The sequence below is a fragment of the Vibrio ponticus genome, from assembly GCF_009938225.1.
GTDB lineage: Bacteria > Pseudomonadota > Gammaproteobacteria > Enterobacterales > Vibrionaceae > Vibrio > Vibrio ponticus.
Window position 1 is genome coordinate 2,330,724 of record NZ_AP019657.1, and the last position, 26,619, is coordinate 2,357,342.

Consider the following 26,619-nt stretch of genomic DNA (forward strand, 5'->3'; position numbering starts at 1 on the left):
CAGGATGATAATAGAACCCACGCTTGCGATACCTGTTGTGAATCAATAAATGACCACATGGCGCTAACTCTTTCATCTCGCTGAGATCAAAGTTATATTAGTACTTACGCCACAAGGACTCTGTCGCGCTTTGTTTCTATCTTTGGAGAATTGGTAGCCCTTTAATGCCATCGCAACAATTTCAGCATTGGTTTCAACAAATCACGGCCAAAGGACCATTTTTCTCGGCCATTATCGATAACCAACACAATTATGTGATGGTGAATGATCGTTACTGTGAGATATCAGGTTTAAGTAACGATGAACTCATCGGCATGAATGATGCGGCAATTTTAGGTCAACAACTCTACCAACAGTTCAAACCTTACTATGAACTCGCTTTTTCAGGTGAGCACATTGAAACCGAAATTTCACTGCTCAATCTCGAGATCGAAACCAGCCTGTCATGCACATTTTCACCGATTCAATACGATGAGCAAGTTCAGTATGTCGCTTTTCATGCGGTAGATACCTCTGAAAAGCAGCTGCTAGTCCGCTCGCTGGAAGAATCGGAAAGTAAATTCACCGCCCTAACCCATCTATTGCCTGACGGTCTGTTACTGGTCGAAAATGACTGCATCATATCCGCCAACCCTGCGGCAATTCGTTTATTGGGCTTTGATTCGGTCAACGACTTATTAGGTGAAGAACTGTCACGCCTGTTTATTGATGAAAATAGCAAAACCATTTTCAACAACAAACTTTCGCATTTGCTCCAAGAAACACCACTGCGTTGTCTAACCGGACCTCGCTGCAGCTTTGAGCGTAAAGTACAACTGCAATCAGCAAAAGCAGCATTATTAGGCAATGATTCACTACTGGTGTTGATTCAAGATGCCGAGAAATCGCCGAAGAAGATCAGTACTTCCATTCATGAAGATGCGCATATCGACTCGCTGACGGGATTATATAACCGCTTTGGTTTCACCAAACGCCTAGAGCAAATGGTCAAAAATGAAACGCCATTGATCATGCTCTATCTTGATATCGACAACTTCAAAAACATTAACGATTCTCTCGGTCACCATATCGGCGACAAAGTGATCAAAGAAGTTTCATCACGTCTTAAGCGTCTACTGCCGCAACAAGCGGTACTTGGGCATTTAGGAGGGGATGAATTTGGTTTGGTCTTGCCTGAGCCTGAAAATGCGCGCATGGCAGAAACCCTAGCCGACCGAATTATTTCACTGATTAACCAGCCGTTTGATCTGCACCATTTCAGTAAACGTCTTGCTTGTTCTATCGGCAGTGTGAGTTACCCTGGTGATGGCAACGACGCTCGTATTCTGCTGCAAAATGCAGATACAGCAATGTATGAAGCCAAAGAACGTGGGCGCAATCGTCTGATCAAATTCAACGATCAGATGAATAAAGAAGCGCGCATGCGTTTATGGCTAGAGATTGAGCTACAAAAAGCCTTACAGCAAAATGGCCTTGAGGTGTGGTATCAACCAAAAGTTAACGCGCGTGATTTTAGTATTAACGGCGCGGAGGCACTGGTTCGCTGGAAACATCCTGTCGAAGGCTACATCAGTCCAGGAGCGTTTATTCCTGTCGCGGAAAAAGCCGGTCTTATTGAGAACCTTGGTCGCGTGGTGATGCGCGAAGTATTCACCACGGTTAAGCGTTGGAAGTTACAAGGCATTCTTCCTGGTCGTGTGGCGATTAACCTATCACCAGAACAGTTCGGCAATCCAAAGCTTATCGATTACATGGAAAAGCTGCTGCGTAGCACTGAGCTGGATCCAAGCTGTATTACTTTTGAGCTCACCGAAAGTGCGGTGATGAGTGACAGTGCCCACACCTTACAAATGCTCAACGCCATTAAAAAGCTTGGTTTTGCGCTTTCTATTGATGACTTCGGCACGGGCTATTCGTCTTTGGCTTATCTGGCACGATTCCCACTAGACGAGCTAAAAATTGACCGCGCGTTTATCAATGAAATCGATATCCTTCCCAAACAAGTTACGGTGATTGAGAACATTATTAACTTGGGCAAATCGCTCAATTTGAGCGTGGTAGCAGAAGGGGTGGAAACCCAACAACAAGCGACGCTACTCTCTAATCTCAACTGTAACTCGATTCAAGGCTTCCATTTCTATCGTCCGCAACCGAAACAAGAAGTAGAAGAATTGTTTGTGCAAAACCGTCGTCATAAGAATTAATTTAACTTTTAGCCGACTTTTTTTAACTTGCTGGTCGGCTAACTCACTTAAACCTGCCTTACATCAAATTTGCCATTCACAATCCTTCATAAAATGCGGACAATCACAGAAGTAATAGAATTTTGTAAGCAATGGAACTCCTATGCCCTGCAGGTAATTTACCTGCTTTAAAAACCGCTATTGATTGCGGTGCTGATGCGGTGTACATCGGCTTCAAAGATGATACCAACGCCCGCCACTTTGCTGGTCTGAACTTTACCGGTAAGAAACTGGATAAAGCGGTGCAGTATGTGCACGACAACAATAAAAAAATCCATGTTGCGTTAAATACTTTTGCGCATCCAGATGGTTTTGAACGTTGGACCAATGCGGTTGACCGCGCTGCTGATGTTGGCGTAGATGCCCTGATTGTAGCCGATATCGCGGTACTGGATTACGCATCACGTAAATACCCAGACCTAGAGCTTCACCTTTCAGTTCAGGCTTCTGCAACTAACGTTGCGGCGATTGATTTCTATAAGAACAACTTCAATGTTAAACGTGTGGTACTGCCGCGCGTACTATCAATTCACCAGGTAAAACAGCTGTCGCGTAACATGACCAGCGATGTTGAGTTGGAAGTGTTTGCTTTTGGTAGCCTGTGCATTATGTCTGAAGGTCGCTGCTACCTGTCGTCTTACATGACAGGCGAGTCGCCAAACACTGTTGGTGCTTGTTCTCCAGCCAAATATGTGCGCTGGCAAGAGACTCCGCAAGGTCTTGAAACACGCCTAAACGATATCCTTATCGATCGCTATAGTGACGGCGAGAACACTGGCTATCCTACGCTGTGTAAGGGTCGTTTTGTGGCTGATATTGAAGGCGAAGCTAAGCGTTACCATGCACTTGAAGAACCAACCAGCCTAAACACCCTATCACTGCTACCTGAGCTGTTCGCAGCCAATGTTGCATCAGTGAAAATTGAAGGTCGTCAACGCAGCCCGGCTTATGTCGAGCAAGTAACGCGTACTTGGCGTGCGGCGATTGATCGTTACCAAGCGAACCCAGAAGCGTATCATGTTGATGCTGCTTGGGATGCAGCACTGGCTAACGTATCAGAAGGTACGCAAACCACCCTTGGCGCTTACCATCGTAAATGGCAATAAAAGTTTAGGAAGATATTGATGAAATACGCACTTGGTCCACTTCTCTACTTTTGGCCAAAACAAGATGTAGAAAGCTTTTACCAACAAGCAAAACAGAGTTCTGCTGATATCATCTACTTGGGTGAGACGGTGTGCTCTAAACGTCGTGAGATGAAACCTGCGCATTGGTTTGAGATCGCCAAAGACTTGGCAGATTCAGGCAAGCAAGTTGTGCTTTCGACCATGGCGCTTTTAGAAGCACCAAGCGAAGTTAACGTGATGAAAAAGTACATCGACAATGGTGACTTCACCATTGAAGCTAACGATGTATCTGGCGTACAACTGGCGTTTGAAAACAAAGTACCTTTCGTGGTTGGTCCGGCGATCAACACTTACAACGCCCACACCCTAAACCTGTTTTTAAAACAAGGTATGGTACGTTGGTGTATGCCTGTCGAGCTTTCTCGTGAATGGCTAAGTAACGTCATGACGCAGTGTGAAACTCTGGGTATTCGCGATAAGTTTGAAGTGGAAGTGTTTAGCCATGGCTACCTACCATTGGCTTACTCAGCACGCTGCTTTACTGCGCGCGCAGAAAACAAAGCCAAAGACGATTGCGAAACTTGCTGTATTAAATACCCAACGGGCATTCAAGTAAGCAGCCAAGAAGGTCAGGAAGTGTTTAACCTTAACGGCATCCAAACTCAGTCTGGTTACTGCTACAACCTGATCAACGATCTCCCAAGTATGGAAGGTTTAGTTGATGTCGTTCGCCTAAGCCCACTTGGTTTAGATACCTTCTCAGAGCTGGATCGTTTCCGCGCCAACGAGCAAGGTCAAAACCCAATTAAGATTGCTGATCGCCAATGTAATGGCTACTGGCACCGTCTAGCAGGTCTTGAAATCCAGTCGTAAGCTTGTACTTATTCGATACAAAAACCAACCTCCGGGTTGGTTTTTTGCTCTCTTTTCCTGCTTCTCAATTCTTAACTCTCATTTCTCGCTTTCTTTACCTTACCAACAAATATGGAAACTTTACTGAAAGCCAAGCAAACGTTTGCTCTTTATTGTGACTTTACTCACTAATTAAGCCTGGCGGGTTATTTATATTCTGCGCCATTCCATCCGCTTGCAATTTCTTAGTTTAAAACCATGAAAACTCTAACCAAAACTCGCCTAGCCTTGTCCCTAGGTGCGCTTATGATGACAAGCTCTTTTTCTGCACATGCTGAAGTAAAGGAGATCACCCTATTACACACCAACGATATCGAAAGCGTTTACGAACCGGTTGATGCGTTCTGGAATCCTGATATTACCCGTATTGGCGGTATCCCTTACTTAGCTTCACTGATTAAACAAGTGCAAGCTGAAGAAGAGACCAGCTTCCTATTTGATGCTGGTGATATCTTTACCGGTTCACTGTCAAAGAAAACGCAAGGCAAACTGGCGTTCGATCTCTACAGTGCAATGGGTTATGACGCGATTACTTTAGGTAACCATGAATTTGAGTATGGTTGGAAAACGCTAAAAGAAACCATGCCACGTGCGGCTTATCCGGTATTGAATGCCAACATCAAATTTGAGCAAAACGATGCACCATTCGCTCAGCCATACACTATCGTTGAGCGTGATGGTGTACGTATTGGTGTGGTTGGTGTTATGGGGATTGATGCGTTCTACAACACCATGTGGAAAGGCAATCGTAAGGGTTTGACCATTGATGACCCAATTGCTGTCACGCAGTTCTGGGTGGATAAAATCCATGACGACGTCGATATGATCGTGGTACTGACTCACCAAAATAAAACCGCGCCAATGCAAACCGACAAGGAAGCCGATCCTGAAGTGCAACGCGGTTTTGATGAAGACTACGCCATGGCAGGTCAGCTAAAAAATGTTGATGTCATCTTTGGCGGTCACTCTGATCATGGTCTGTGGAAACCTGTGGTGCATCCAGAAACAGGTACTGTGGTGGGTCTGACTTTTGGTCAAGGCAAGTACCTTGGCTACACCAAGTTTGAAGTGGATACTGACAGTAACCGCGTGAAATTCCTCAACGGTAAACTGATCCCTGTTGAAGCCGATAAACTCAAACGTGATGAAAAAACCGGTGAGCTTATCGATAATGCACGTCAGCAATTCCCAGAGCTAAACCAAACTATCGCCACCATCGACGATACAGCGTTTCGTCGTTACTACCGTGAATCAAATATTGGCAACTTAGTCGCGGATATGATGCGCGATGCGGGTAAAGCTGATATCGCCATGATGAGCTCAGGCAGTATTCGTGTCGATCTAAACCAAGGTGATGTCACTTTGGAAAATGTAATGAACGTGTTCCCATTTACCGATAAACTTGCGGTCGTGTCGATCAGCGGTCAGCAAGTAAAACAGCTGCTGGAATACAGCTACACTCTGCCTTACGGTCTAGCACAATTCTCTGGAATCGAAGCAAAATACGACAGCACTAAGCCAGAAAACCAGCGTTTAATTAGCCTCAATATCAATGGCAAACCAGTTGATGACAACCGCCAGTACAGCGTAGCAACCTATTCATATGCAGCAAGCGGTGGTGATGGCTATCATGTGTTTGCCGAAGGCAAGCCACTGTCTCAGGGTGAGCCAGTGATGCAAGTGTTGATTGAGCAGTTTAAACAACGTGAGAGCATCACCGTACCGAAACTTGGTCGCCAAGTGGATATCAGCCGCCAAGAGTAATCTATAGAGAATATGAGCCTTGTCCTTTCGCCAGAACTATAACGGTTGTAAGACATTTGGTTGCCGCAATTGCGGTAACCCAGATCAAAACCTATATCAATTCTCCGAGCGACTCGGCTATCTGGCATGGCACTGCAATTTATGTGGTGCCTTCCCGCCGGTGCTGTTAAACGAGCCAATCTTAACGCTGGCTGCGCAACTTCAACAGTACCAATTCCATCATTACCCGAATAAGAACTGTGATTGCAAGCCAGCATCGTGGCTGCGCTATGGTCATACACCAACAGGCAGTCAACGCATCCAATGCCAACACTGCATGCAGGTCCACACCTTAACCAATCCCAACCAACAGGCAAAGCGGTTACAACCTTGGCTAGATGCGCTTCTATCGGGTATCACACCGGACAAGTTACAGTCCCAACTTGGATTGACAAATAAGGTCTTCAGCCAGCATTTGCAGCAACTTTGCCAACTACTTAACCAATATTCACGTTGGATTGAACAAAAGGAATTAACACTCACAACAACTCTCAATTGGTACAGCTTCACTTATCGGCAACGCTGCCGCTCTGGCTTAAGTTCAAATGCCAAGCAGCATGCTGCTCATCTATGGACTCTTTGTACCCTTGATAGCCACAGCGGTTATGTTTATCTCATTTCCGACAACGCATTGATCAATAACCAAGGTCATGCCAATCCAGCCGCGAATTGGCAGGCAGATGCTCAGTATCAAGCAAAGACAAAAGAGTCGTCACTAAGCCATGAACCTGATGTACTCAATCGCGCCGAGCAAACCTATCAAAAAATTTTAGCCCGTAGTCAATTTGATCAGATTGCCTATTGTGAGCCACAGCATGGGCAACTAAGACTTGAAAAAAGCACACATAATGCATTACTACGCCCGGTTTATGCCGCCCATGCGCATATGCAAAACTTATATCAACATCTGCCAAGTCACGTCGCATTGAATTGGCTACTCGAACATGAGAGCTTTATTCGTGGTGCTGCCATTACCTCGTTTAGTGCCCGTGTCAAAGCCGGCGATACGGCACTTTACTACTATCACCATACGCTCAATAGTCAGCAAACTGAGTCAATCAATCAACAGCGCACTTTAAGTTGGTGGAATGAAAAATGGCACAAACTATTCGTCAGTGATAAACAGACAACACATCAAGTGGGAATCGGGGTGCTGACGTCACACACTGATAAAACTCAGGAACAACTCACACCTTTGCTGCCACGCCATCTCAATGTGGCTGAGCAGTTTTGTCAGCAGTTCACGTTATGGCTACCTGATAGCTACGCCAGCAAACTCAGTGTCACCCGAGTTCAGCAGTGGCAAACGATATACCGCTACCTGCACAACTACTTACTGGTGGATAGCCCAAGAATTAACTCGTCACTAGCAGCTTCAGCCCACTCTATCTCCGCGATAGTGGAGCAGTTGAACAATGCTGCGATTGAAAATAGCAACAGGGGATAAGTAACCTTATCCCCTGTTGATTGTTAGTTGGCTAGAGTCATAGGCTCAACTGGCGGCTGTGTTGGTGGCAAAATCATGCGCTTCACATCACGCCATAGCATCCAAGCCACCACGACGCTTAATGCCACATTCGATAATGGGTAGGCAATCCAAATACCCGGTATACCCATTAGTTTTGGCATAATAAACAAGAATGGCAATTGAATGACCATATTACCCACAGTAACAAACATCGCCTTGCTGCCCTTGTTGATCGATTGGTAATAAGCACCCGCCACCACCAAGAAGCCATCTAAGAACATGGCAAACATATGTAGGCGAATACCAATCACGGCATTGTCCATCAACGTGGCATCACTCGAGTTAAATACCGAAACAAACTCACGTGGGAACAAGTTCAACAGGATAACAAACGCCAAACCGCCAAACACGGCACTGCCCATCGCCACACCAAGCAGTTTGCGGATATTGTCTTGATTTCGCGCCCCATGGTTGTAGCTAACCAAAGGCTGCATACCGTTAGCAAAGCCTTCGACAACCAAATAGTAAACCGTCACGATATAACCCAAAATCGCATACGCACCGATGAGTACCGAACTGCCGTATTCAGCAAACAGACTGTTGTGCAACGCCACCATCATCGAACCATAGGCGTACATAAAGAAGCTTGAAACACCAATAGCCGCAATTTGTGGTACCTCACCGAACTGGATACGCAAGTCAGCCAAGCTCAAGCGCATCTTAGCCTTGCTTGAGAAGAAGTAGCCGACACCCAGTGTCGTCACCACCATCTGCGCAATTGCAGTCGCGATAGCGGCCCCTTCCAACTCCCAGCCAAGGTGAGCGATAAATACATAGTCAAGAATGATGTTCACCACTGCACCCACCACCATTAACAGTGTGGCTAGATTAGGGCTATCGTCATTACGCAATAGAAACGGCGCAGCAATCGACCCCAATGAAAATACACAGGCAAAAATCAAAATATGTAAGTACTGTGAACCAAGCTCAAGTACACGACCTTGTGCACCTTGCCAAAGTAAAAAGCTATCGGCAAACATGTACAACACAAACGACACCACAGGCGCAAGCACTAGCAGTAGTAGCAAACCGGTCGCCAGTGTTGCTCTTGCACCGGCTTGATTACCTTCACCTTGCTTGATTGATGCAAGCGCCCCGGTACCAACCCCCACCAGCATACCGATACCTAAAATGGAACCGATCACAGGCCAAGCTACGTTGATCCCCGCGAGGCCTTCCGCACCAACATAACGACCGATAAAAATCCCATCAACCACCTGATAGAGGCCGTTGACCAACATAGCAGCGACAGTAGGGATGGCATAACGCCAAAACTGTTTATAAATAGATACTTGCATCTTCTCACCAAGAAAATGTGTCCTGCGACACTAGTTAGCATAGCTAACTAAATGGATAAATTTTTATTTTTTAAGTGCTTTATTCAGCAATTGCACCAATTGCTTCGCTTCCTGTTTACTCAATTGAGCATTCAAATCGGTCGCAATTTGTTGGTATACCACCCGCTCAAACGACATATTTTCAATCACCCAGTCGGTTAACACCACGCGCTTAGCTCGTGCATCTTCACTGCAAGCAATGGTGCCAACCAAGTTCTTTTTCGCTAATCGAGTGACCATATTCGAAGCCGAGGGCTTAGATACACAGAGCTCTTGTGCTAAATCAGTAATCCGCACACCTTGAGGGTACTGCTGGATAACTTTTAAGTAATCGAACTCATTAAAGCTCAACTGGCACATAGGATCATCATTGCCATGCTGTCGCCAAGCCTTAGAGCAAAAGCGTTCTAAGTCCATCAAACTCTCTTCTAAATGCATACTAGGATCCCATTAGTTAGCAAGGCTAACTATTTTAGTGATTATCGAAAATTGTGCAATAAAAAACCACCCGCAGGTGGTTTAAAATATTCAAGCTCTTCTATAAAAGTGACTTTATTGCTGTTTAGCTTGCTCAAGCTTCGCTTTGGCAACTTGCTCTGCTTTCACTTCATTAAAGATTCTGGTCAACTCAAGGAATGAATAACGATGTTCAACATACTCGTAAACGTTGAGTGATATGGCCAATTTGTACATCGAAATTGCACTGGCGAAATCACCTTGATGTTGATAACGCTTACCTAAATAGAAGTACGCTTCTGTCAGACGCTGTGCCAATACTGTGTTATCGCGCGTGCCAGCAAAAATCGCTTTAAAGGTTTGTTCTTCTGACACTTCACCGAGAGTGATCGCCACTAGCACCCAACCCCATTGGTTGTCGCGCTTTTGGTAAAGATCGAGTAATTGCTTACGAGCCGCTTGCGGGTCTTTTTCCAGCTTAACGAGATAGAGCCACAATGCACGGAAAGGGTCACTTGGATCTTCTGCATAATGCGCTTCAATATCCTCTAAAGCGAGATCGATCCGGTCGCCATAGTAAAGTGCTATCGCTCGGTTACGTACCGCGTAAGAGTTACTTGGGTCAAGATCAATCGTCGAATCAAACGCTTCATACGCGGCATCAAACTCACCCACTTGGGTGTAGTAAACACCTAATAAGTTGAACAATTCCGATTGAGCTGGGTTAATTTGCAAAGATTGGCTGTAGTCTAAGCGAGCCAGATCACGTAGACCAACACTGTCATAGTAGCTACCACGCTCATACAACATTTTCGCACGCAGTTCGTCAGAAAGATTAGGACGAAGGAGTAATTGAGACAAACGCGCAATCTGTACTTCTTGCTGCATACTTGCTTGCAAGGGCACCGCCATTGGTGGATAAAACCACTGCTGTTTATCCGCTGTTGTAGCACAGCCCGTCGCAATTAACATGCTTAAGCCTAGCGTTACGGTTTGAAACCATTTCACGAACACATACTCCTATTTCCTACTTATTATGAGTCTATACCCTAAGAGTCACACGTCTAGCGGAAGTTCACTCGCTCGCTAGCATTACTCCAACCCAATTTAATGCCAGATAGTTTATTGGGCATAAAAAAAGGGAGCTCACCGCTCCCTTTATAGCATGCTTTTAGCCGACTAGGCTAATAGGATACCAGATTACTCAGCGTCAGCAGCTGGCTTTTCAGCTTCTTCTGCTGGCTTCTCAACAGCTTCTTTCATGCTTAGACGTACACGACCCTGACGGTCAATCTCAAGTACTTTAACTTGAACTTCTTGACCTTCAGTTAGGTAGTCAGACACCTTCTCAACACGCTTCTCAGAGATTTGAGAAATGTGTACTAGGCCGTCTTTACCAGGTAGTACTGTTACGAATGCACCAAAGTCAGCTAGACGAGCAACTTTACCCGTGTAGATACGGCCTACTTCAACTTCAGCAGTGATCTCTTCGATACGACGGATAGCTTCTTTCGCCGCTGCACCTTCAGTTGCTGCGATCTTGATTGTGCCGTCATCTTCGATTTCGATAGTTGTACCAGTTTCTTCCGTTAGAGCACGGATAACTGCACCACCTTTACCGATAACGTCTTTGATCTTCTCTGCGCTGATCTTCATTGTGTGAATGCGAGGAGCGAATTCAGAGATATCGTCACGAGCACCAGAGATAGCTTGATCCATTACAGATAGGATGTGCTTACGTGCACCTTGAGCTTGGTTAAGCGCAATTTGCATGATCTCTTTAGTGATACCTTCGATCTTGATGTCCATTTGTAGTGCAGTGATACCAGTGTTTGTACCTGCTACTTTAAAGTCCATATCACCTAGGTGGTCTTCATCACCAAGAATGTCAGAAAGAACAACGAAGTCATCGCCTTCTTTAACAAGACCCATTGCGATACCCGCAACAGAAGCCTTGATTGGCACACCAGCGTCCATAAGCGCTAGAGAAGTACCACATACAGAAGCCATTGAAGATGAACCGTTAGATTCAGTGATTTCTGATACTACACGTACAGTGTATGGGAACTCATCGATTGATGGCATTACTGCTGCAATACCACGCTTCGCTAGTTTACCGTGACCGATTTCACGACGCTTAGGAGAACCTACAAAACCAGTTTCGCCTACACAGTATGGAGGGAAGTTGTAGTGTAGTAGGAAGTAATCTTTCTTCTCACCAGTTAGCTCGTCGATGATTTGCGCATCACGTTGAGTACCTAGAGTCGCCGTTACTAGTGCCTGAGTTTCACCACGAGTGAATAGCGAAGAACCGTGAGTACGTGGAAGAACACCAGTACGTACGTCTAGTGCACGAACCATGTCTTTTTCACGACCGTCGATACGTGGGTTACCAGCGATGATGCTGCGACGAACAACTGTCTTCTCTAGATCGTGGAAGATAGTGTGAATTTCTTTCGCATCTGCTTCTGGATCTTCAGCAAGGATAACTGCGTTAACTTCTGCCGCAATCTCATGGATACGGTCGTAACGAGCCATCTTTTCAGTGATTTGGTAAGCTTCTACTAGTTTAGCTTCTGCTAGATCTGCCACTTTCTCGTTTAGAGCTGTGTTCGCTTCAGGCGCAACCCAGTTCCAAGACGGGGTCGCAACTTCTGCTGCGAATTCGTTGATCGCTTTGATCACAGCTTGTTGTTGGTCGTGACCAAATACAACTGCAGATAGCATTTCTTCTTCAGTTAGGTTGTCAGCTTCTGACTCAACCATTAGAACTGCAGATTCAGTACCCGCAACCACTAGGTCTAGACGAGATGCGTTTAGTTCAGTGTTGCTTGGGTTTAGTACTAGTTGACCGTCAATGTGACCAACACGTGCTGCACCGATAGGACCATTGAATGGGATACCAGAGATAGCAAGCGCTGCAGATGTACCAATCATTGTTGGGATATCTGGTTGTACGTCTGGGTTAACAGAAACTACAGTTGCAATAACTTGTACTTCGTTAGTGAAACCCTCTGGGAATAGAGGACGGATTGGGCGGTCGATTAGACGAGCCGTTAGCGTTTCACCTTCAGAAGGACGACCTTCACGCTTGAAGAAACCACCAGGGATTTTACCTGCCGCGTAAGTACGCTCTTGGTAGTTTACTGTTAGCGGGAAGAAGTCTTGACCTGCAACCGCTTCTTTTTTACCTACTACAGAAACGAATACCGCAGTATCGTCCATAGTAACCATAACAGCTGCAGTAGCTTGACGTGCGATAACGCCAGTTTCTAGAGTAACCGTGTGGTTACCGTACTGGAACGTTTTAACAACTGGTTTTTCGAACATTGTTAATCCTTGTCTCTGAGCTGCGCTCAGAATATATAAATAAAAGCTCAAGGCACTACGAATCGCGACTAGTGAAAAGAAACTTTTGTAAGTTTCCTTTTAATAGTCGCGACCTTTTGGTCGACGTGGTTGACTGTAATGCAATGAACTATAGAGAAAACCCCGAAACGAGGTTCAGCCGTGCGTAGTATAACGGCATTCGTTGGATTTGGCTAAATTTAGCCAACAAAAAAGGGGCATAAAGCCCCTTTTCTGACAAACTGCTAAGCAGTCGCTATTAGCGACGTAGACCTAGACGAGCGATTAGGTCTTGGTAACGACCTAGATCTTTACCTTTTAGGTAGTCTAGAAGCTTACGACGGCGAGAAACCATGCGTAGTAGACCACGACGGCTGTGGTGGTCGCCTTTGTGAGCTTTGAAGTGACCTTGTAGGTGGTTGATAGAAGCAGTTAGTAGTGCTACTTGTACTTCTGGTGAACCAGTGTCGCCTTCGCCACGTGCGTAATCAGCAACGATTGCTGCTTTAGTTTCTGCATTCAGAGACATAATTCTCTCCTAATAAGAGTAGGTTAATATTTGTACCAGCCAATCTCTGATTCAGCCGGTACGAGGAGCGCGAATTATAGGGTATGTATAGAGGTTAAGCAATAGCTTTTGCAAAGCGAAGCTTGGCAAAAAGAACGCGAAGCAAGCTTCGCTACGGATACGGGAACGCAAAGCGAAGCTTTGCTTCGAGAACGCCCAGTATAACTGAGCTTCGGGAAGTAAATGCTGTGCTTTTATGCGAAAAGACAAGCAGCCTAGCTTGTTTCTCGACTCTCTACTATCGAAGTTCATTGAACGTCCTGCAGTGAGGCGCAGCCGAACATTCCCGCATCCGTGAGCACAGCCTTACTGTGCGTTCCACAAACGAAGCTTGGCAAATAGAACGCGAAGCGAGCTTCGCTACGGATACGGGAACGCAAAGCAAAGCTTTGCTTCGAGAACGCCCATTATCACTGGGCTTCGGGAGGTAGATGGGGTGCCTTTATGCGAAAAGGCAACCCGCCGCACTGATTTCTCGACTCTCTATTATCAATGTACATTAAGCGTCGCCCACCTTCACTTCCGTAAGCGAAGCTTTAGCAAGCGTCCCACAGTGAGGCGCTGCCGAACGTTCCCGCATCCGTGAGCACAGCCTTGCTGTGCGTTCCACAAACGAAGCTCGCTTCGTTTGCTGAACGTTCCCATTCCCACCGTTTCTGGTACACTTACGCCATCAAAAGCTAGCTATTGGAATAAACAGGATTTCCTATGAAAATCGGTATCATCGGTGCGATGGAACAAGAAGTTGCCATCCTTAAAGGCTCTATCGACAACTGCCAAGAAGTAACAAAAGCAGGTTGTACTTTCTTCTCTGGTCAACTAAACGATGTTGACGTTGTTCTGCTTCAATCAGGTATCGGTAAAGTTTCTGCGGCAGTAGGTACCACTATTCTGCTGGATGAGTACCAACCAGACGTAGTGATCAACACCGGTTCTGCTGGCGGTTTTGATTCAAGCCTAAACCTAGGTGACGTGGTTATCTCAACTGAAGTTCGCCACCACGATGCTGACGTAACAGCATTTGGTTACGAAATCGGTCAAATGGCTCAACAGCCAGCAGCATTCATTGCTGATGCTAAATTGATGGACATCGCGGAACAAGCCCTAGCACAAATGGAAGACAAACACGCGGTACGTGGTTTGATTTGTACTGGTGATGCGTTCGTAGCAAGTGCAGAACGTCAAGAGTTTATCCGCAAGCACTTCCCTTCTGTTGTTGCAGTAGAAATGGAAGCCGCGGCGATTGCACAAACTTGTCACCAATTTAAAGTACCGTTTGTTGTGGTTCGCGCTATCTCTGACGTAGCAGACAAAGAAGCAACCATGAGCTTTGATGAGTTCCTGCCACTTGCAGCACAAAGCTCATCAGAAATGGTGATTAAGATGGTTGAATTGCTAAAAGCATAATCACAGAGCCATCATGGAAGAACTCTTTACTCAGCTATTTGCTAATGGTGCGCTCCTCGTTATGTGGGGTGCACTAATCTGTCATTGGGTTCTTCCTATCCCGCGAGAAGCCCATCCTGCAATTTTATGGCACAAGTTTGCCGAACAGTTAGCGAATAAAGTTAACGTTCAAAGTAGCTATTCACAAAGCCTCACGTCTGGCACACTCGCTTGGCTGTTAATGATGCTGCCAATGCTGATTGTGCTATGGGCGCTAAAACCCTTAGTGTGGCAACCACAACTGTACGAGTTAGCTTTTCTGCTGCTCTCTCTGGATTGGCGCAACAATCAAAGCTTTGCCACTCAATTTACCCAATTACTTGCCGATGAAAATAGCCGCGCAGCAAAAAAACTGCTCGCCCCGCTAGTGAATCGCAGCACCGATTCACTCTCTTTACTCGGACTTGGCAAAGCGGGCAGTGAAACGCTCATCATGGGATTGGGTCGCAATGTGGTCGCCGTTCTGTTTTGGTATGCGTTAGCAGGTGGTATTGGCGCATTTATGTATCGCATGGCAATGGAACTTGCACGCGCCTGGTCGCCATCACGCCAGCAGTTTATGCCGTTTGGCATACCTGCCGTCAGAATCCTTGCAGTGCTGGACTTTATCCCTTTGCGCCTGTTTGCTTTGATGATTTTACTCGGCAATCGCGCTCAAGTTTCACTGACACTACTGAAACAACAAGCGGCTTCGTGGCCGTTACCTGGACCGTCATGGTTGCTGATCGCTTGCGGTGCTAAACTCGAACTCTCACTCGCAGGTCCCGCGATTTATAACGGTAAAAAATCTGTGCGCGCTAAACTTGGCGGGCGTATTGCTCCTGCCGCCTTTCATTTTGCTCAATTGCGTAAACTTCTACTCGGACGTTTATGGCTTTGGGTATTCATTCAAAGCCTCGTTATGGGCACTATTTACCAAGGATTGTAATGTTTCGATTAGCTCTACTGCTATTGATAGCCAGTTTCCCTCTCCATGCGCAAACGATTAACCGCGTGGTCAGTTTAGCACCTTCAGCCACCGAACTTGCCGATGCCGCAGGTTTAGGCGATAAGCTTGTCGCGGTAAGCGAATATAGCGATTACCCCGAATATGCGAAAAAACTTGAAAAAGTCGCCAACCATCAGGGCATTAATATCGAGAGAATCATCACCCTTCAGCCAGATCTCATCATTGCTTGGCCATCAGGTAACCCGGCTAAAGATTTAGCCAAACTGCGTCAGTTTGGCTTCACTTTTTATGACGCCCAATCCACCTCTTTAGCTGAGATCGCAAAAAACATCGACGATCTTAGTCAGTTTGCTGATGACCCGTCTATTGGTCAAAAATCAGCAAATGATTTTCGCCAAGCACTAAAAGAGCTCAAACAGAAATACAACACCGACGAGCCTGTAAGCTATTTCTATCAATTGAGTGAGAAGCCAATTATTACGGTTGCGAATGGCAATTGGCCAAGTGAGGTGTTTGCATTTTGTGGCGGGGTCAATGTGTTTGAAGAAAGCTCGGCTTCCTACCCACAAGTGGGACTTGAGCAAGTGATATTAGCCAACCCTGAAGTCATTTTTACCTCGAGACACGCCACTGAAAACGCCGGAATGTGGCAACCATGGGCAGAGCAACTGCAAGCACTACAAAAAGAACAAGTTTGGGTTTTACAATCGGATTGGTTAAACCGCCCAACCCCGCGAACTTTACACGCGATTGAACAAGTTTGTGAGCTCTTCGAAACAGTGAGACAAAAGCGTTAACGGTTGCGCCAATAATCTCTTACTATGCGGCGCCGATTTTTCATCGGTGCTTTTCGCGAGCCACTATACCCAAGTAATCAAACCTAGCGAGAGAACTTGGGGATCAACACAACGTTTATTATAAGTATTGAGATCCTAAAAACATGGATTCCTTGTTAATTTATTTAATTGACCTTTTTGGCACTGCCATCTTCGCTATTTCTGGGGTTTTACTTGCGGGTCGTCTCAAAATGGACCCCTTTGGTGTCGTGGTACTCGGCAGCGTAACCGCCATCGGTGGGGGGACTATCCGTGATATGTCGCTTGGCGCCACTCCTGTATTTTGGATAACAGATACTAACTATTTGTGGGTTATCTTTGTTACCTGTCTGCTGACTATGTTGATTGTTCGTCGACCTAAACGTCTCGCTTGGTGGATTTTACCGGTTTGTGACGCGGTGGGCTTAGCGGTGTTTGTCGGCATTGGTGTTGAAAAAGCGATGATGTTCCAAGATTCAGCGCTTGTTGCCATCATCATGGGCGTGATCACTGGCTGTGGGGGCGGTATTATCCGTGACGTTTTAGCCAGAGAAGTGCCGATGGTGCTAAGAAGTGAAGTCTACGCGACGGCTTGTATCATTGGCGGCGCATTCCATACCACCGCACTCACCATGGGATGCAGCAACGACACCGCTTTCTTAGTTGGGGTGATCTCAACACTGGTGATTCGTTTGGGCGCAATTCGCTGGCACTTGTCACTGCCTATTTTTGCATTGAATCGTTAATCTCGAAGAGATTAAGAGAACGCACTGCGTAAACGCAGTGCTTCGGGAGGCGGGAACACTCGGCAAATGCCTCGTTGCGAGAACGCTCAGCCTAGCTGAGCTTCGGGAAGTAGGAACAAAAGTTCGTACAAAGCGGCTTGCCGCTTTGTGCTCCGTAAGCCATTTATTGGCGTTCCCTATTCCCGCATCCATTAAAAAGATCGCTTTCGCGACCTTTTTGCTATTTCTGCACTTTTCTCAGCACTTGTTTTAAGGCTTCAAAGTCATTGGCCAGATCTTCTGAAAGAAGCTCCATTGCCGCATGTTTCGCAAGTGGACCCGGCAACTCGATATCGCTACCAAGGATATCGTCCACCACTTCTTTGAATTTCGCTGGGTGCGCGGTACATAGGAATAAACCTGTCTCGCCTTCCGCCAATTGATCGCCTAAAACTCGGTAGGCAATCGCGCCGTGTGGCTCACATAGATAGCCCAGTTGGTGAAGCTCTTGCACCGATTCTGCGCTCTGCTTATCAGTCACTGAACCTTTGCCTAGTGAATCTAATCCCCAACCTTTAATTTGGCACAACTCTTCAATCCGTGGCCAGTTATTTGGTTGGCTAACATCCATCGCGTTCGATGTGGTTGCCACGGTCGGTTTAGGATCCCACTGACCCGTTTCTAGGTAACGCGGAACGGTATCGTTAGCATTGGTTGCTGCGATAAAGCGCTTAATTGGTAGCCCCATCGCTTTCGCCAGTAGACCTGCGGTTAGGTTACCAAAGTTACCGCTTGGTACAGACACGACTAAGTTTTCACGTTGCTGCTTAGTCAACTGTGATGCGGCTTCAAAGTAGTAACAGATTTGTGCCATTAAACGGCTGATGTTAATCGAGTTCGCTGAATTCAAGCCAATCTCTTCACGCAGTGCTGCATCATCAAATGCTTGTTTCACCAACGCCTGACAAGCATCAAAATCGCCATCAATCGCGACAGTGTGGATATTCTTACCTAGTGTACAGAATAGCTTTTCCTGTAGTGGGCTGATCTTACCTTTCGGGTACAGGATCACCACATTGATGTCTTCCATACCATAGAAAGCATGAGCGACTGCCGCACCAGTATCTCCTGAAGTTGCGGTTAGAATGGTAATTTTGCCACCATTGGAAACTGCCGCCAAAGACTGCGCCATAAAACGACCACCAAAGTCTTTAAACGCCAGAGTTGGACCATGGAACAACTCTAAGGCATAGACGCCCGATTTGACTTGTTTAATCGGTGCAGGAAATTGAAATGCAGCATCAACCATGGCATTGACTTGCTCCGAGGCAAGCTCATCACCGATCAATGCTGATAAAATTTTGGTACTACGCGCGATAAAATCTTCATCTAACAGCGCATCGACATCGTCAAACTGTGGCAGTTGCGATGGAAAAAATAGACCTTGGTTGCGGCCCAACCCCTGGCGAACCGCTTGGCCAAAGGATACTTGTTCATCATTTTCTTTTATGTTGTACAGCTTCATAGCTTACTTCCTGTAACGATCGAACCTTGTTTATCTAAACGACAAACATGAACGAATCCCTCTTCATTTTGTACGTAATTTTGTTCGAGCCATCGAGCTACACGTTCAGCAATGTCTTTCTCTTTACAGACACTAAATAGTGTCGGTCCACTACCTGAAATGCCTGTCGCAAGAGCGCCTGCTGAAGTGGCGTATTTACGCGCATCGGCAAACCCAGGTAACAGTTTCTCACGATATGGTTCAGCGATCACGTCTTTGATCATTTTTGCAGCAAGTTCCGGCTGATTCGAATGACATGCATGGACAAAACCTGCCAAGTTACGCCCATGTGCAATCACATCTTGGCGACGGTATTGTGAAGGTAGAATCGAGCGTGCTTCCGCAGTTGAGACTTTAATACCCGGATAAGCCATCACCCAATACCATTCATCAAAACATGGCACTTCTTGGCTGATGATTCCCAACTCCTCTAGCATTAGCTGTAAGCCACCAAGATAACATGGCGCCACGTTATCGTAGTGAATGCCACCAGAGATTTGCCCTTCCATCTCCCCCATTAGAGCAAGCAGTTCCATCTCATCTAATGGTTCACCATGGAAACGGTTTAGCGCATCCAGTGCCGCGACAATCGAACAAGCACTTGAGCCAAGACCTGACCCAATTGGCATGTTCTTTTCCAGTGTCATCGCCACTGGCAATAACGCTTCACCTTTACGATCCAATTCGCGCGCAAACACTCGCCAACAATCGTAAACGATGTTTTCCTTGGGATCGGTGGGTAACTTAGAAACAAAGTTTCCTGCGGTACTAAGCGTGAACGCCTCTGTACCTTGACTGACTAACACGCGGTCGCCAAGTAGAGTGCCATCAATTGGCGACACGGCAGCTCCCAACACATCGAAACCGACACTGACGTTACCGATTGATGCTGGCGCATAAACCACTACATCCATACCTCGTGTCATGGTTATACCCCCAGTTTCCAGCCAAGTGTACGCATCACATCGGCAAACACGCCTGCCGCTGTCACTTCAGTACCAGCACCATAGCCACGTAGCACTAATGGAATTGGGTTGTAGTAACGGCTGTAGAAGGCTAAAGCGTTTTCACCATCTTTGATCTTAAACATTGGATCATTTTCATCCACTGCCGCAATGCTTACACGGCACTGCCCATCGGCAATTTCACCAACATAACGTAAGACTTTGCCTTCCGCTTTAGCCTTAGCCACTTGCTCTTGGAAGTACGCATCGGCTTGCGGTAGGCGCTGCATAAATTCATCGATACTGCCTGAGTCATCGAAGCCTGGTGGCAATGCTTGATCAACCACAACATCTTCTAATTCAAGTGCCATACCAGCTTCACGGGCAAGAATAAGCAGCTTACGAGCGACATCCATACCAGATAGATCATCGCGCGGATCTGGTTCAGTGAAGCCGTTATCTTTAGCAATATTCGTTGCTTGGCTAAGCGTCATGCCTTCATCTAACTTGCCAAAGATATAAGAGAGCGAGCCCGACAAAATACCCGTAAAGCGTTCTAGCTCATCACCCGCTGAAATTAAGTTCTGCAAGTTCTCAATCACAGGCAAGCCCGCACCTACTGTGGTTTCGTACATCAATTTACGACGCGAGCTACGAGCAACATTACGTAATTGATGGTAGTAAGACATGCTAGCGGTATTGGCTTTCTTGTTTGGCGTTACCACATGGAAACCCGCCGCTAAGAAATCTGCATATTGATTGGCGATGACCTCACTTGACGTACAATCCACCAGCACAGGGTTAATAATATGGTTGCGCTGAACTAAAGACTTAAGACTCGCCAAACTAAACTGCTCTGAAACACCATTGAGGCGATCACGCCAATGCTCCAATGGCAAGCCCTGACCATCAAGTAGTACACCTTTACTATTTGCTAAACCACATACGCGTAGGACGATGCCTTTTTCTGCCAGTTTGGCTTGCTGACGCTGGATTTGATCGACTAACTCGCCGCCAACGCCACCAACACCAACCACAAACACATCGAGGAAGTGCTTAGAGTTGAATAGATTTTCGTGACACGCTTTGATCGCCTCAGAAATCTTATCTTCTGGGATTACTGCCGAGATTGCGCGCTCTGATGAACCTTGAGCAATCGCTACGATGTTAACGTTCACTTCAGCTAGTGATGAGAAGAATTGTGAAGCTACGCCACGAGAGGTGCGCATACCGTCACCAACTAGCGTGACGATAGCAACGTTATCGATGTACTCAACTGGCTCTAACAAGCCATCTTTGAGTTCCAATTCAAAGGCATCTTTTAGCGCTTGCTCGGCTAAAGCTTTATCTTCTGCTTCAATACAGAAGCTGATGCTGTATTCCGACGAAGACTGGGTGATAAGCACAATTGATACGCCAGCAGATGACATCGCACCGAATACACGACTTGCCATCCCGACCATCCCTTTCATTCCAGGGCCCGAGACGTTGACCATCGTCAGCTCGCTTAAAGTCGTGATGCCTTTAATCGCTAACTTGTCTTCACCAGTGTCTTGACCAATCAAAGTACCAGCCCCTTGCGGGTTAAAGCTATTTTTAATCAAGCATGGGATATGGAATTGAGCAATCGGTGCAATGGTCTTTGGATGCAGCACTGATGCACCGAAATAAGAAAGCTCCATCGCTTCTTGGTAACTCAGTGATTTCAGTAAACGCGCATCATCCACTAAACGCGGATCACAGTTATAGACACCATCTACGTCCGTCCAAATTTCACAGCACTCTGCACGTAAACACGCAGCAAGCACCGCTGCCGAATAGTCGGAACCATTGCGACCAAGAGTAACAAGCTCGCCTTTTGCGTTGCCAGCCGTGAAGCCCGGCATGATATTTACATGCCCTAACGGCAGTGGCTTAGCGCGGAAGTTTTCGGTAGACACTTCGACATCGACCATAGCTTCAAGGTGGTCACCTCGCGCAAGCAAATATTCAACTGGGTCGATTAAGCTTGCTGGCTGTCCTTTGGCTTCTAACACCGCTTTCATCAGTTGAATCGAGACGCGCTCTCCCTTACTGATGATACGAGCATTAACGTTATCAGGGCACATCCCGAGCAAGCTAATGCCGCTAACAAATTGACGTAACTGGGTCAGAGACGCTTTAACTTGATGGTTGTAGCCATTGGCATCTAGGTTTGGAAGTGACTGCTGAATTTCAGCCAACAAGCCACGAAATAGATCTTCGATTTCGGCAATTTGTGATTCGGCATCACTGCCCTTCAAAGCCGCTTCAATCACAGCGACTAATTTATTGGTCGTTTTACCCGGAGCTGAAAGCACCACAGCAACTTCTTCTTGTTGAGCATTATTAGCAATAATATCCGCCGCTCGTAAAAAGCGGTCAGCATCTGCCAGTGATGAACCACCAAATTTTAAAACTCGCATCCCTTCCTCCGAATTCTCGATAAATTGGTATAAAAAAAGGCCTGTGTCCGTTTGGGATACAGGCCTTTTTTTTGATTTTTTACGCTTAGCAGCCTGCCCCAACGCGCGTAGTGTCGGTAATAATAATGGTTGTGGTCATTACGTTTCGGCTGTCAATTTGCATAGTGATTTAGCTGGTATATGTTTGCTTACCTCTACGTTTACCCTATTTCACAACATTTAGTCAACGAAAACTTTGTTTTTTCAAGCCTACAAATCCATCATTAACGGCAGTTTTAACAGCAAAACTTGCTCACAAACACAACGGATATAGCAAATTTGATCGTGTTTAGTTAAAAAGTACGACTCGCCTTTAAGTTTTGTGCTTTAATTGTGCATGCAGTGGAATAATAAATATAACCCTTAGGATTGAGGTGGCTTATGAAAAGACTAATTAGCCTAACTCTCACCCTTCTAAGTTGTGGGGTGTCTGCTGCCGATCTTCCAAAACTGCTCGACGACAAAAGTGACTCACCACACCGCCTATTCTTATCCAGTGAAAGCAATCAACACAGCTTTGATTCATGGACCATCGATAGTGGTTATACCTACAGCCTATTTGATAAAGTGGATGTTTATGTGGGTACTCGCTTGGATCAGAACAATGAAAGCGGTTTTCTCAGTGGGGTCAAATATCAAGTATCACCCCGTTTGTCTGTGAAGAGCTCACTACACTCATACAGCGATGATAAGGCTCCGCAAGGGCAAGAAAGTGGTATCGCCGCTGAAGTTTCCAGCCGCGTTCACCTCACTGAGCATCTTGATTTGCATGCCACCCTCGATTATCAAGAGTGGCAGCAAGGCTTTGAAGTCGGAATTGGTTTCCGATTTTAATTAATCGTTAATTCCAGTTGAGTAACTCTGTTGAGGTCAATACGCCATTCCAATCGGCATAGATATAATCCCCAGGACGTATCATCTGGTTATGAATGGTAAGCATGACATTGACTTCACCCGCCCCACGCTTCTCAGTTTTAAACGGACAAGTGCCTAAAGCCTGCACCCCGATATCCATCTCCGCAATCGCAGCCGCATCGCGAATGGCGCCATTGATGATGATCCCTTCCCAATGATTCTCAATGGCAAGAATCGCTAATTGGTCGCCAAGCAAAGCGCGTTGTGACGAACCATTACCATCCACGACCAACACTTTTCCGCGCCCATCTTGACCTAACAGTTCGCGAACTTTAGAGTTATCGTGATAACAACGGATGGTAACAATTTCGCCCCAAAAAGCAGCACGTTGACCAAAGTTGCAAAGTGGTAAATTTACGTAATTAACGTGACGTTCAAATTTGTCACAAATGTCCGGGGTTATGTCTCTCATGTCTTCCTCCATGAACTTAATTTGTAGTCCTTATCTGATCCTATGCCGCCAATTCCCTAGGTTGATTTTTGTTCTATCTGGCAGGCAAGATAACAAATTGAGCTGTTCATCTTGAACAAAGTAGATAGCATTTTGCTGATATTTTAGCCCAAGCTCAATAGCTTGTGGCACAGAAATCGCACACGCAAAGCTCATTTCTGCCCACGAAAAATCCGCATTGCCTACCAAAACTTCATGTGAAATATATGGTACGAGATCACACTGCAAACATTTATTTCTTATAAGGTTTTCTTGTTCTGACAACTTGTGACTCGCTGGATTATTCGCCGTAATAATCACAAAATCGCCAGTTGGAATTCTATTTTCAAATTTGAAGTATGGATCACAGTAAGATCGCCAAAAATGAGCATCAATCATCATATAACCAATAAATTTACAACTGTCATTTACTATTAATATCTGTTACAAAGAATCTCTTGATATAAATCAACAAAGTGAATGGAATTAACATTTGAGCATTGTTAGCATGCTGTTAACTCTATAAAATCCGAACCAAACGCTTAATAGTATGAATGAGGATACGGAACCTCTTTTGAAAGAAAGTAACACCAAGGATGGCGGGCATGTAAAGAAGTGTTTTTTTATAGTCTTTGGTATATTGTCAAAATCAATTACCTGTAAGTAATGTTTTTGCCTAGAATTTATTCTATTAGCACATTTTTTTCACAAGTTTAGGTAACGCCGATGCAAACCCCGCAGATTCTTATCGTTGAAGATGAGCAAGTAACTCGTAACACTCTTAAGAGTATTTTTGAAGCAGAGGGATACGCTGTTTTCGAAGCCAGTGACGGTGAAGAGATGCACCAGATTTTGACTGAGAGTCAAATCAACTTGGTGATCATGGACATCAACCTACCTGGTAAAAATGGTCTATTGCTAGCACGTGAACTACGCGAGCAAGCAAACGTGGCACTGATGTTCTTGACTGGTCGTGACAACGAAGTTGATAAGATCCTAGGTCTTGAAATCGGCGCAGATGATTACATCACTAAACCATTTAACCCTCGCGAACTGACTATCCGTGCTCGCAACCTACTAAACCGTTCAATGAACTCTAGCTCAGTTCAAGAAGAGAAACGTAGCGTTGAGAAATACCAGTTCAACGGTTGGGTTCTAGACATCAACAGCCGCTCTCTAGTGAGCCCTGATGGCGATAGCTACAAACTACCTCGTTCTGAGTTCCGTGCTCTACTTCACTTCTGTGAGAACCCAGGTAAGATCCAAACGCGTGCCGATCTTCTGAAGAAGATGACTGGTCGTGAGCTTAAGCCACATGACCGTACGGTTGACGTAACAATCCGTCGTATCCGTAAGCACTTTGAATCAGTGTCTGGTACACCTGAGATCATCGCAACTATCCACGGTGAAGGTTACCGCTTCTGTGGTGAGCTAGAAGACTGATCTTCAGCTGAATTGTAAAAAAGGAGCCCTAGGCTCCTTTTTTTGTTTTTACGTCTACCACACACCTAGCGAGCAAAAAAAACGCCCATCAAAGATGAGCGTCTAATCATTTGGGTTAGCAGAGCGAGTTAACCTTTGCCACCTTTAATCGCATTGATGATTTCACTGGTTGAGCAGCCGTCTTCAAAGTTTAATACTTTGACTTCACCACCATTGGCAATCACTTCTTTTCCACCAGCAATCTCTTCTGGTTTGTAATCACCACCTTTGACCAATAGGTCTGGTAGCACTTCCGAAATCAAACGCTGCGGCGTATCTTCAGCAAACGGGACAACCCAATCCACGGCACCTAAACCTGCTAGCACAGCCATACGGCGATCTGTTGGGTTAACCGGACGACCAGGACCTTTTAGGCGCTTCACTGACTCATCAGTGTTCACCGCGACAATCAAGCGATCACCCAATTCTGCCGCGTGGTTCAAGTAAGAGACATGACCCGCATGTAAAATATCAAAACAACCATTGGTCATGACAACTTTCTCGCCGCGCCCCTGTGCCTTCTTCACCGCCTCGATCAAAGCTGATTCTGAAATCACACCGAAGTCCGTGTCATGGCTACCATGAATCGCTTCCGCTAATTCAATCGTTGATAGCGTTGAAGTACCCAGTTTGCCTACTACGACACCTGCTGCTGCATTGGCTAGCGCACAAGCTTGATCGAGTGGTTTGCCTGCTGATACTGAAGCCGCAAGTACAGAAATCACGGTATCGCCCGCACCTGTCACGTCAAACACTTCTTTGGCTTGAGTCGGCAAATGGAACGGTTCTTGATCGCGACGGATCAGTGTCATACCATTTTCACTGCGCGTGACCAACAGCGCATCAAAATCAAACTGTTCGATTAGACCCAAGGCTTTTTCGACCAGGTCTTGCTCTGATTTCACTTTACCAACCACGTGCTCAAATTCCGACATGTTTGGCGTCAGCAGTGTCGCGCCACGGTAACGTTCGAAATCAGCACCTTTCGGGTCGATAAATACAGGGACGTTGGCTGCGCGAGCTTTTTGAATAAACTGCTGCACATGCTCTAGCGCGCCTTTAGCGTAGTCGGAAAAAACCACGGCTTTGACTTTTGGCAGTGCTTGCTCCATGCGATCGAGGATCGGCTCTGGATCGACACCTTCAAACGGTTCTTCGAAATCAAGACGAATGAGTTGCTGACCACGACTCAATACACGAAGCTTGGTAATGGTTGGTAGATTTGGCAGTGAAACGAAATCACATTTCACTTTTAGTGCTGATAATGTTTCGTTCAACACTTTAGCTGGTTCATCAATCCCTGTTAAACCCACGATGTGAGCGTGTCCACCTAGTGAGGCGATATTCATTGCTACGTTAGCAGCACCACCAGGACGCTCTTCGTTGTTTTCTACTTTCACTACTGGTACAGGTGCTTCTGGCGAAATACGACCGGTTGGACCATACCAGTAACGATCTAGCATTACGTCACCAACAATTAGCACACCCGCTTGACTGTAGTCAGGTAGGATTGGTTTCATCATGGAACTCCACTATTTAATTCT

Annotated in this window: 22 protein-coding genes and 1 other annotated feature; of the genes, 11 read left to right on the plus strand and 11 right to left on the minus strand. The window is 46.0% G+C overall.

The features are described from left to right. Positions 1-164 precede the first annotated feature (164 nt). The 5 genes from GZN30_RS10350 to GZN30_RS10370 all read left to right on the plus strand — a co-directional run bounded on the left by GZN30_RS10350 (position 165) and on the right by GZN30_RS10370 (position 7,532). Entirely contained in the window at positions 165-2,204 is a 2,040-nt protein-coding gene (locus tag GZN30_RS10350) for a bifunctional diguanylate cyclase/phosphodiesterase (protein ID WP_075651409.1), read from the plus strand. Between the two features lie 131 nt (positions 2,205-2,335). Continuing rightward, positions 2,336-3,349, plus strand: a complete 1,014-nt coding sequence (gene ubiU, locus GZN30_RS10355) for a ubiquinone anaerobic biosynthesis protein UbiU (protein ID WP_075651407.1) — start codon at positions 2,336-2,338, stop codon at positions 3,347-3,349. A gap of 18 nt (positions 3,350-3,367) precedes the next feature. After that, positions 3,368-4,243, plus strand: coding sequence for a U32 family peptidase (locus tag GZN30_RS10360; RefSeq protein ID WP_075651405.1), 876 nt, complete (start codon positions 3,368-3,370; stop codon positions 4,241-4,243). A gap of 285 nt (positions 4,244-4,528) precedes the next feature. Further along, on the plus strand, positions 4,529-6,046 hold the full coding sequence (locus GZN30_RS10365; RefSeq protein ID WP_232060475.1) for a bifunctional metallophosphatase/5'-nucleotidase: 1,518 nt from the start codon (positions 4,529-4,531) through the stop codon (positions 6,044-6,046). 19 nt (positions 6,047-6,065) lie between these two features. Next, complete coding sequence (locus GZN30_RS10370; RefSeq protein ID WP_075651401.1) at positions 6,066-7,532, plus strand: hypothetical protein; 1,467 nt, start codon at positions 6,066-6,068, stop codon at positions 7,530-7,532. A 23-nt stretch (positions 7,533-7,555) separates the two neighbouring features. Here GZN30_RS10370 and GZN30_RS10375 read toward each other — a convergent pair whose 3' ends face one another. The 5 genes from GZN30_RS10375 to rpsO all read right to left on the minus strand — a co-directional run bounded on the left by GZN30_RS10375 (position 7,556) and on the right by rpsO (position 13,283). Beyond that, positions 7,556-8,911, minus strand: a complete 1,356-nt coding sequence (locus tag GZN30_RS10375) for an MATE family efflux transporter (RefSeq protein WP_075651399.1) — start codon at positions 8,909-8,911, stop codon at positions 7,556-7,558. A 63-nt stretch (positions 8,912-8,974) separates the two neighbouring features. Further along, on the minus strand, positions 8,975-9,388 hold the full coding sequence (locus tag GZN30_RS10380; RefSeq protein ID WP_075651397.1) for a MarR family winged helix-turn-helix transcriptional regulator: 414 nt from the start codon (positions 9,386-9,388) through the stop codon (positions 8,975-8,977). A gap of 114 nt (positions 9,389-9,502) precedes the next feature. Then, entirely contained in the window at positions 9,503-10,414 is a 912-nt protein-coding gene (nlpI, locus tag GZN30_RS10385) for a lipoprotein NlpI (protein WP_075651395.1), read from the minus strand. A gap of 192 nt (positions 10,415-10,606) precedes the next feature. Continuing rightward, on the minus strand, positions 10,607-12,736 hold the full coding sequence (gene pnp, locus GZN30_RS10390; protein ID WP_075651393.1) for a polyribonucleotide nucleotidyltransferase: 2,130 nt from the start codon (positions 12,734-12,736) through the stop codon (positions 10,607-10,609). Positions 12,737-13,013: 277 nt separating this feature from the next. After that, positions 13,014-13,283, minus strand: a complete 270-nt coding sequence (gene rpsO, locus GZN30_RS10395; protein ID WP_075651391.1) for a 30S ribosomal protein S15 — start codon at positions 13,281-13,283, stop codon at positions 13,014-13,016. A 747-nt stretch (positions 13,284-14,030) separates the two neighbouring features. On the opposite strand from rpsO, the gene mtnN reads away from it, so the two are divergent. The 4 genes from mtnN (at position 14,031) to GZN30_RS10415 (ending at position 17,278) form a co-directional block, all read left to right on the plus strand. Beyond that, positions 14,031-14,729, plus strand: coding sequence for a 5'-methylthioadenosine/S-adenosylhomocysteine nucleosidase (gene mtnN / locus GZN30_RS10400; RefSeq protein WP_075651389.1), 699 nt, complete (start codon positions 14,031-14,033; stop codon positions 14,727-14,729). 13 nt (positions 14,730-14,742) lie between these two features. Then, positions 14,743-15,696 (plus strand): cobalamin biosynthesis family protein, encoded by a 954-nt coding sequence (locus tag GZN30_RS10405; protein ID WP_075651387.1) that lies wholly within the window; start codon positions 14,743-14,745, stop codon positions 15,694-15,696. Next, positions 15,696-16,514, plus strand: a complete 819-nt coding sequence (btuF, locus tag GZN30_RS10410; RefSeq protein WP_075651385.1) for a vitamin B12 ABC transporter substrate-binding protein BtuF — start codon at positions 15,696-15,698, stop codon at positions 16,512-16,514. Before GZN30_RS10405 ends, btuF begins: the two co-directional genes overlap by 1 nt. Before the next feature lie 143 nt (positions 16,515-16,657). Beyond that, the gene (locus GZN30_RS10415) at positions 16,658-17,278 is read left to right on the plus strand and encodes a TRIC cation channel family protein (protein ID WP_075651383.1); all 621 of its coding nucleotides are present in this window, start codon (positions 16,658-16,660) and stop codon (positions 17,276-17,278) included. Positions 17,279-17,498: 220 nt separating this feature from the next. Here the strand turns inward: GZN30_RS10415 and thrC are convergent, their stop codons facing one another. From thrC to thrA, 3 genes are read right to left on the minus strand one after another with little or no spacing between them, the layout of a single operon-like run. Then, positions 17,499-18,782 (minus strand): threonine synthase, encoded by a 1,284-nt coding sequence (gene thrC, locus GZN30_RS10420; RefSeq protein WP_075651381.1) that lies wholly within the window; start codon positions 18,780-18,782, stop codon positions 17,499-17,501. Next, positions 18,779-19,735, minus strand: coding sequence for a homoserine kinase (gene thrB / locus GZN30_RS10425; protein ID WP_075651537.1), 957 nt, complete (start codon positions 19,733-19,735; stop codon positions 18,779-18,781). Before thrB ends, thrC begins: the two co-directional genes overlap by 4 nt. A gap of 14 nt (positions 19,736-19,749) precedes the next feature. Beyond that, positions 19,750-22,209: a bifunctional aspartate kinase/homoserine dehydrogenase I gene (gene thrA, locus GZN30_RS10430; protein ID WP_075651379.1), complete on the minus strand. Its 2,460-nt coding sequence runs from the start codon at positions 22,207-22,209 to the stop codon at positions 19,750-19,752. A gap of 30 nt (positions 22,210-22,239) precedes the next feature. Continuing rightward, positions 22,240-22,359, minus strand: a sequence feature (Thr leader region). A 270-nt stretch (positions 22,360-22,629) separates the two neighbouring features. Here thrA and GZN30_RS10435 point away from each other — a divergent pair. Continuing rightward, complete coding sequence (locus GZN30_RS10435) at positions 22,630-23,082, plus strand: ribonuclease regulator (protein WP_075651377.1); 453 nt, start codon at positions 22,630-22,632, stop codon at positions 23,080-23,082. A gap of 7 nt (positions 23,083-23,089) precedes the next feature. Here the strand turns inward: GZN30_RS10435 and GZN30_RS10440 are convergent, their stop codons facing one another. Together GZN30_RS10440 and GZN30_RS10445 are read right to left on the minus strand one after the other, a co-directional pair. Next, complete coding sequence (locus GZN30_RS10440) at positions 23,090-23,575, minus strand: putative 4-hydroxy-4-methyl-2-oxoglutarate aldolase (protein WP_075651375.1); 486 nt, start codon at positions 23,573-23,575, stop codon at positions 23,090-23,092. A gap of 30 nt (positions 23,576-23,605) precedes the next feature. Then, complete coding sequence (locus GZN30_RS10445; protein ID WP_311732189.1) at positions 23,606-23,992, minus strand: DUF3293 domain-containing protein; 387 nt, start codon at positions 23,990-23,992, stop codon at positions 23,606-23,608. A gap of 327 nt (positions 23,993-24,319) precedes the next feature. On the opposite strand from GZN30_RS10445, the gene arcA reads away from it, so the two are divergent. After that, positions 24,320-25,036: a two-component system response regulator ArcA gene (gene arcA, locus GZN30_RS10450; RefSeq protein ID WP_075651371.1), complete on the plus strand. Its 717-nt coding sequence runs from the start codon at positions 24,320-24,322 to the stop codon at positions 25,034-25,036. Positions 25,037-25,164: 128 nt separating this feature from the next. On the opposite strand, the gene hldE is transcribed toward arcA, so the two are convergent. Beyond that, positions 25,165-26,595 carry a bifunctional D-glycero-beta-D-manno-heptose-7-phosphate kinase/D-glycero-beta-D-manno-heptose 1-phosphate adenylyltransferase HldE gene (gene hldE, locus GZN30_RS10455; protein WP_075651369.1) on the minus strand — a complete coding sequence of 477 codons (1,431 nt, stop codon included), beginning with the start codon at positions 26,593-26,595 and terminating at the stop codon, positions 25,165-25,167. Between the last annotated feature and the right edge of the window lie 24 nt (positions 26,596-26,619).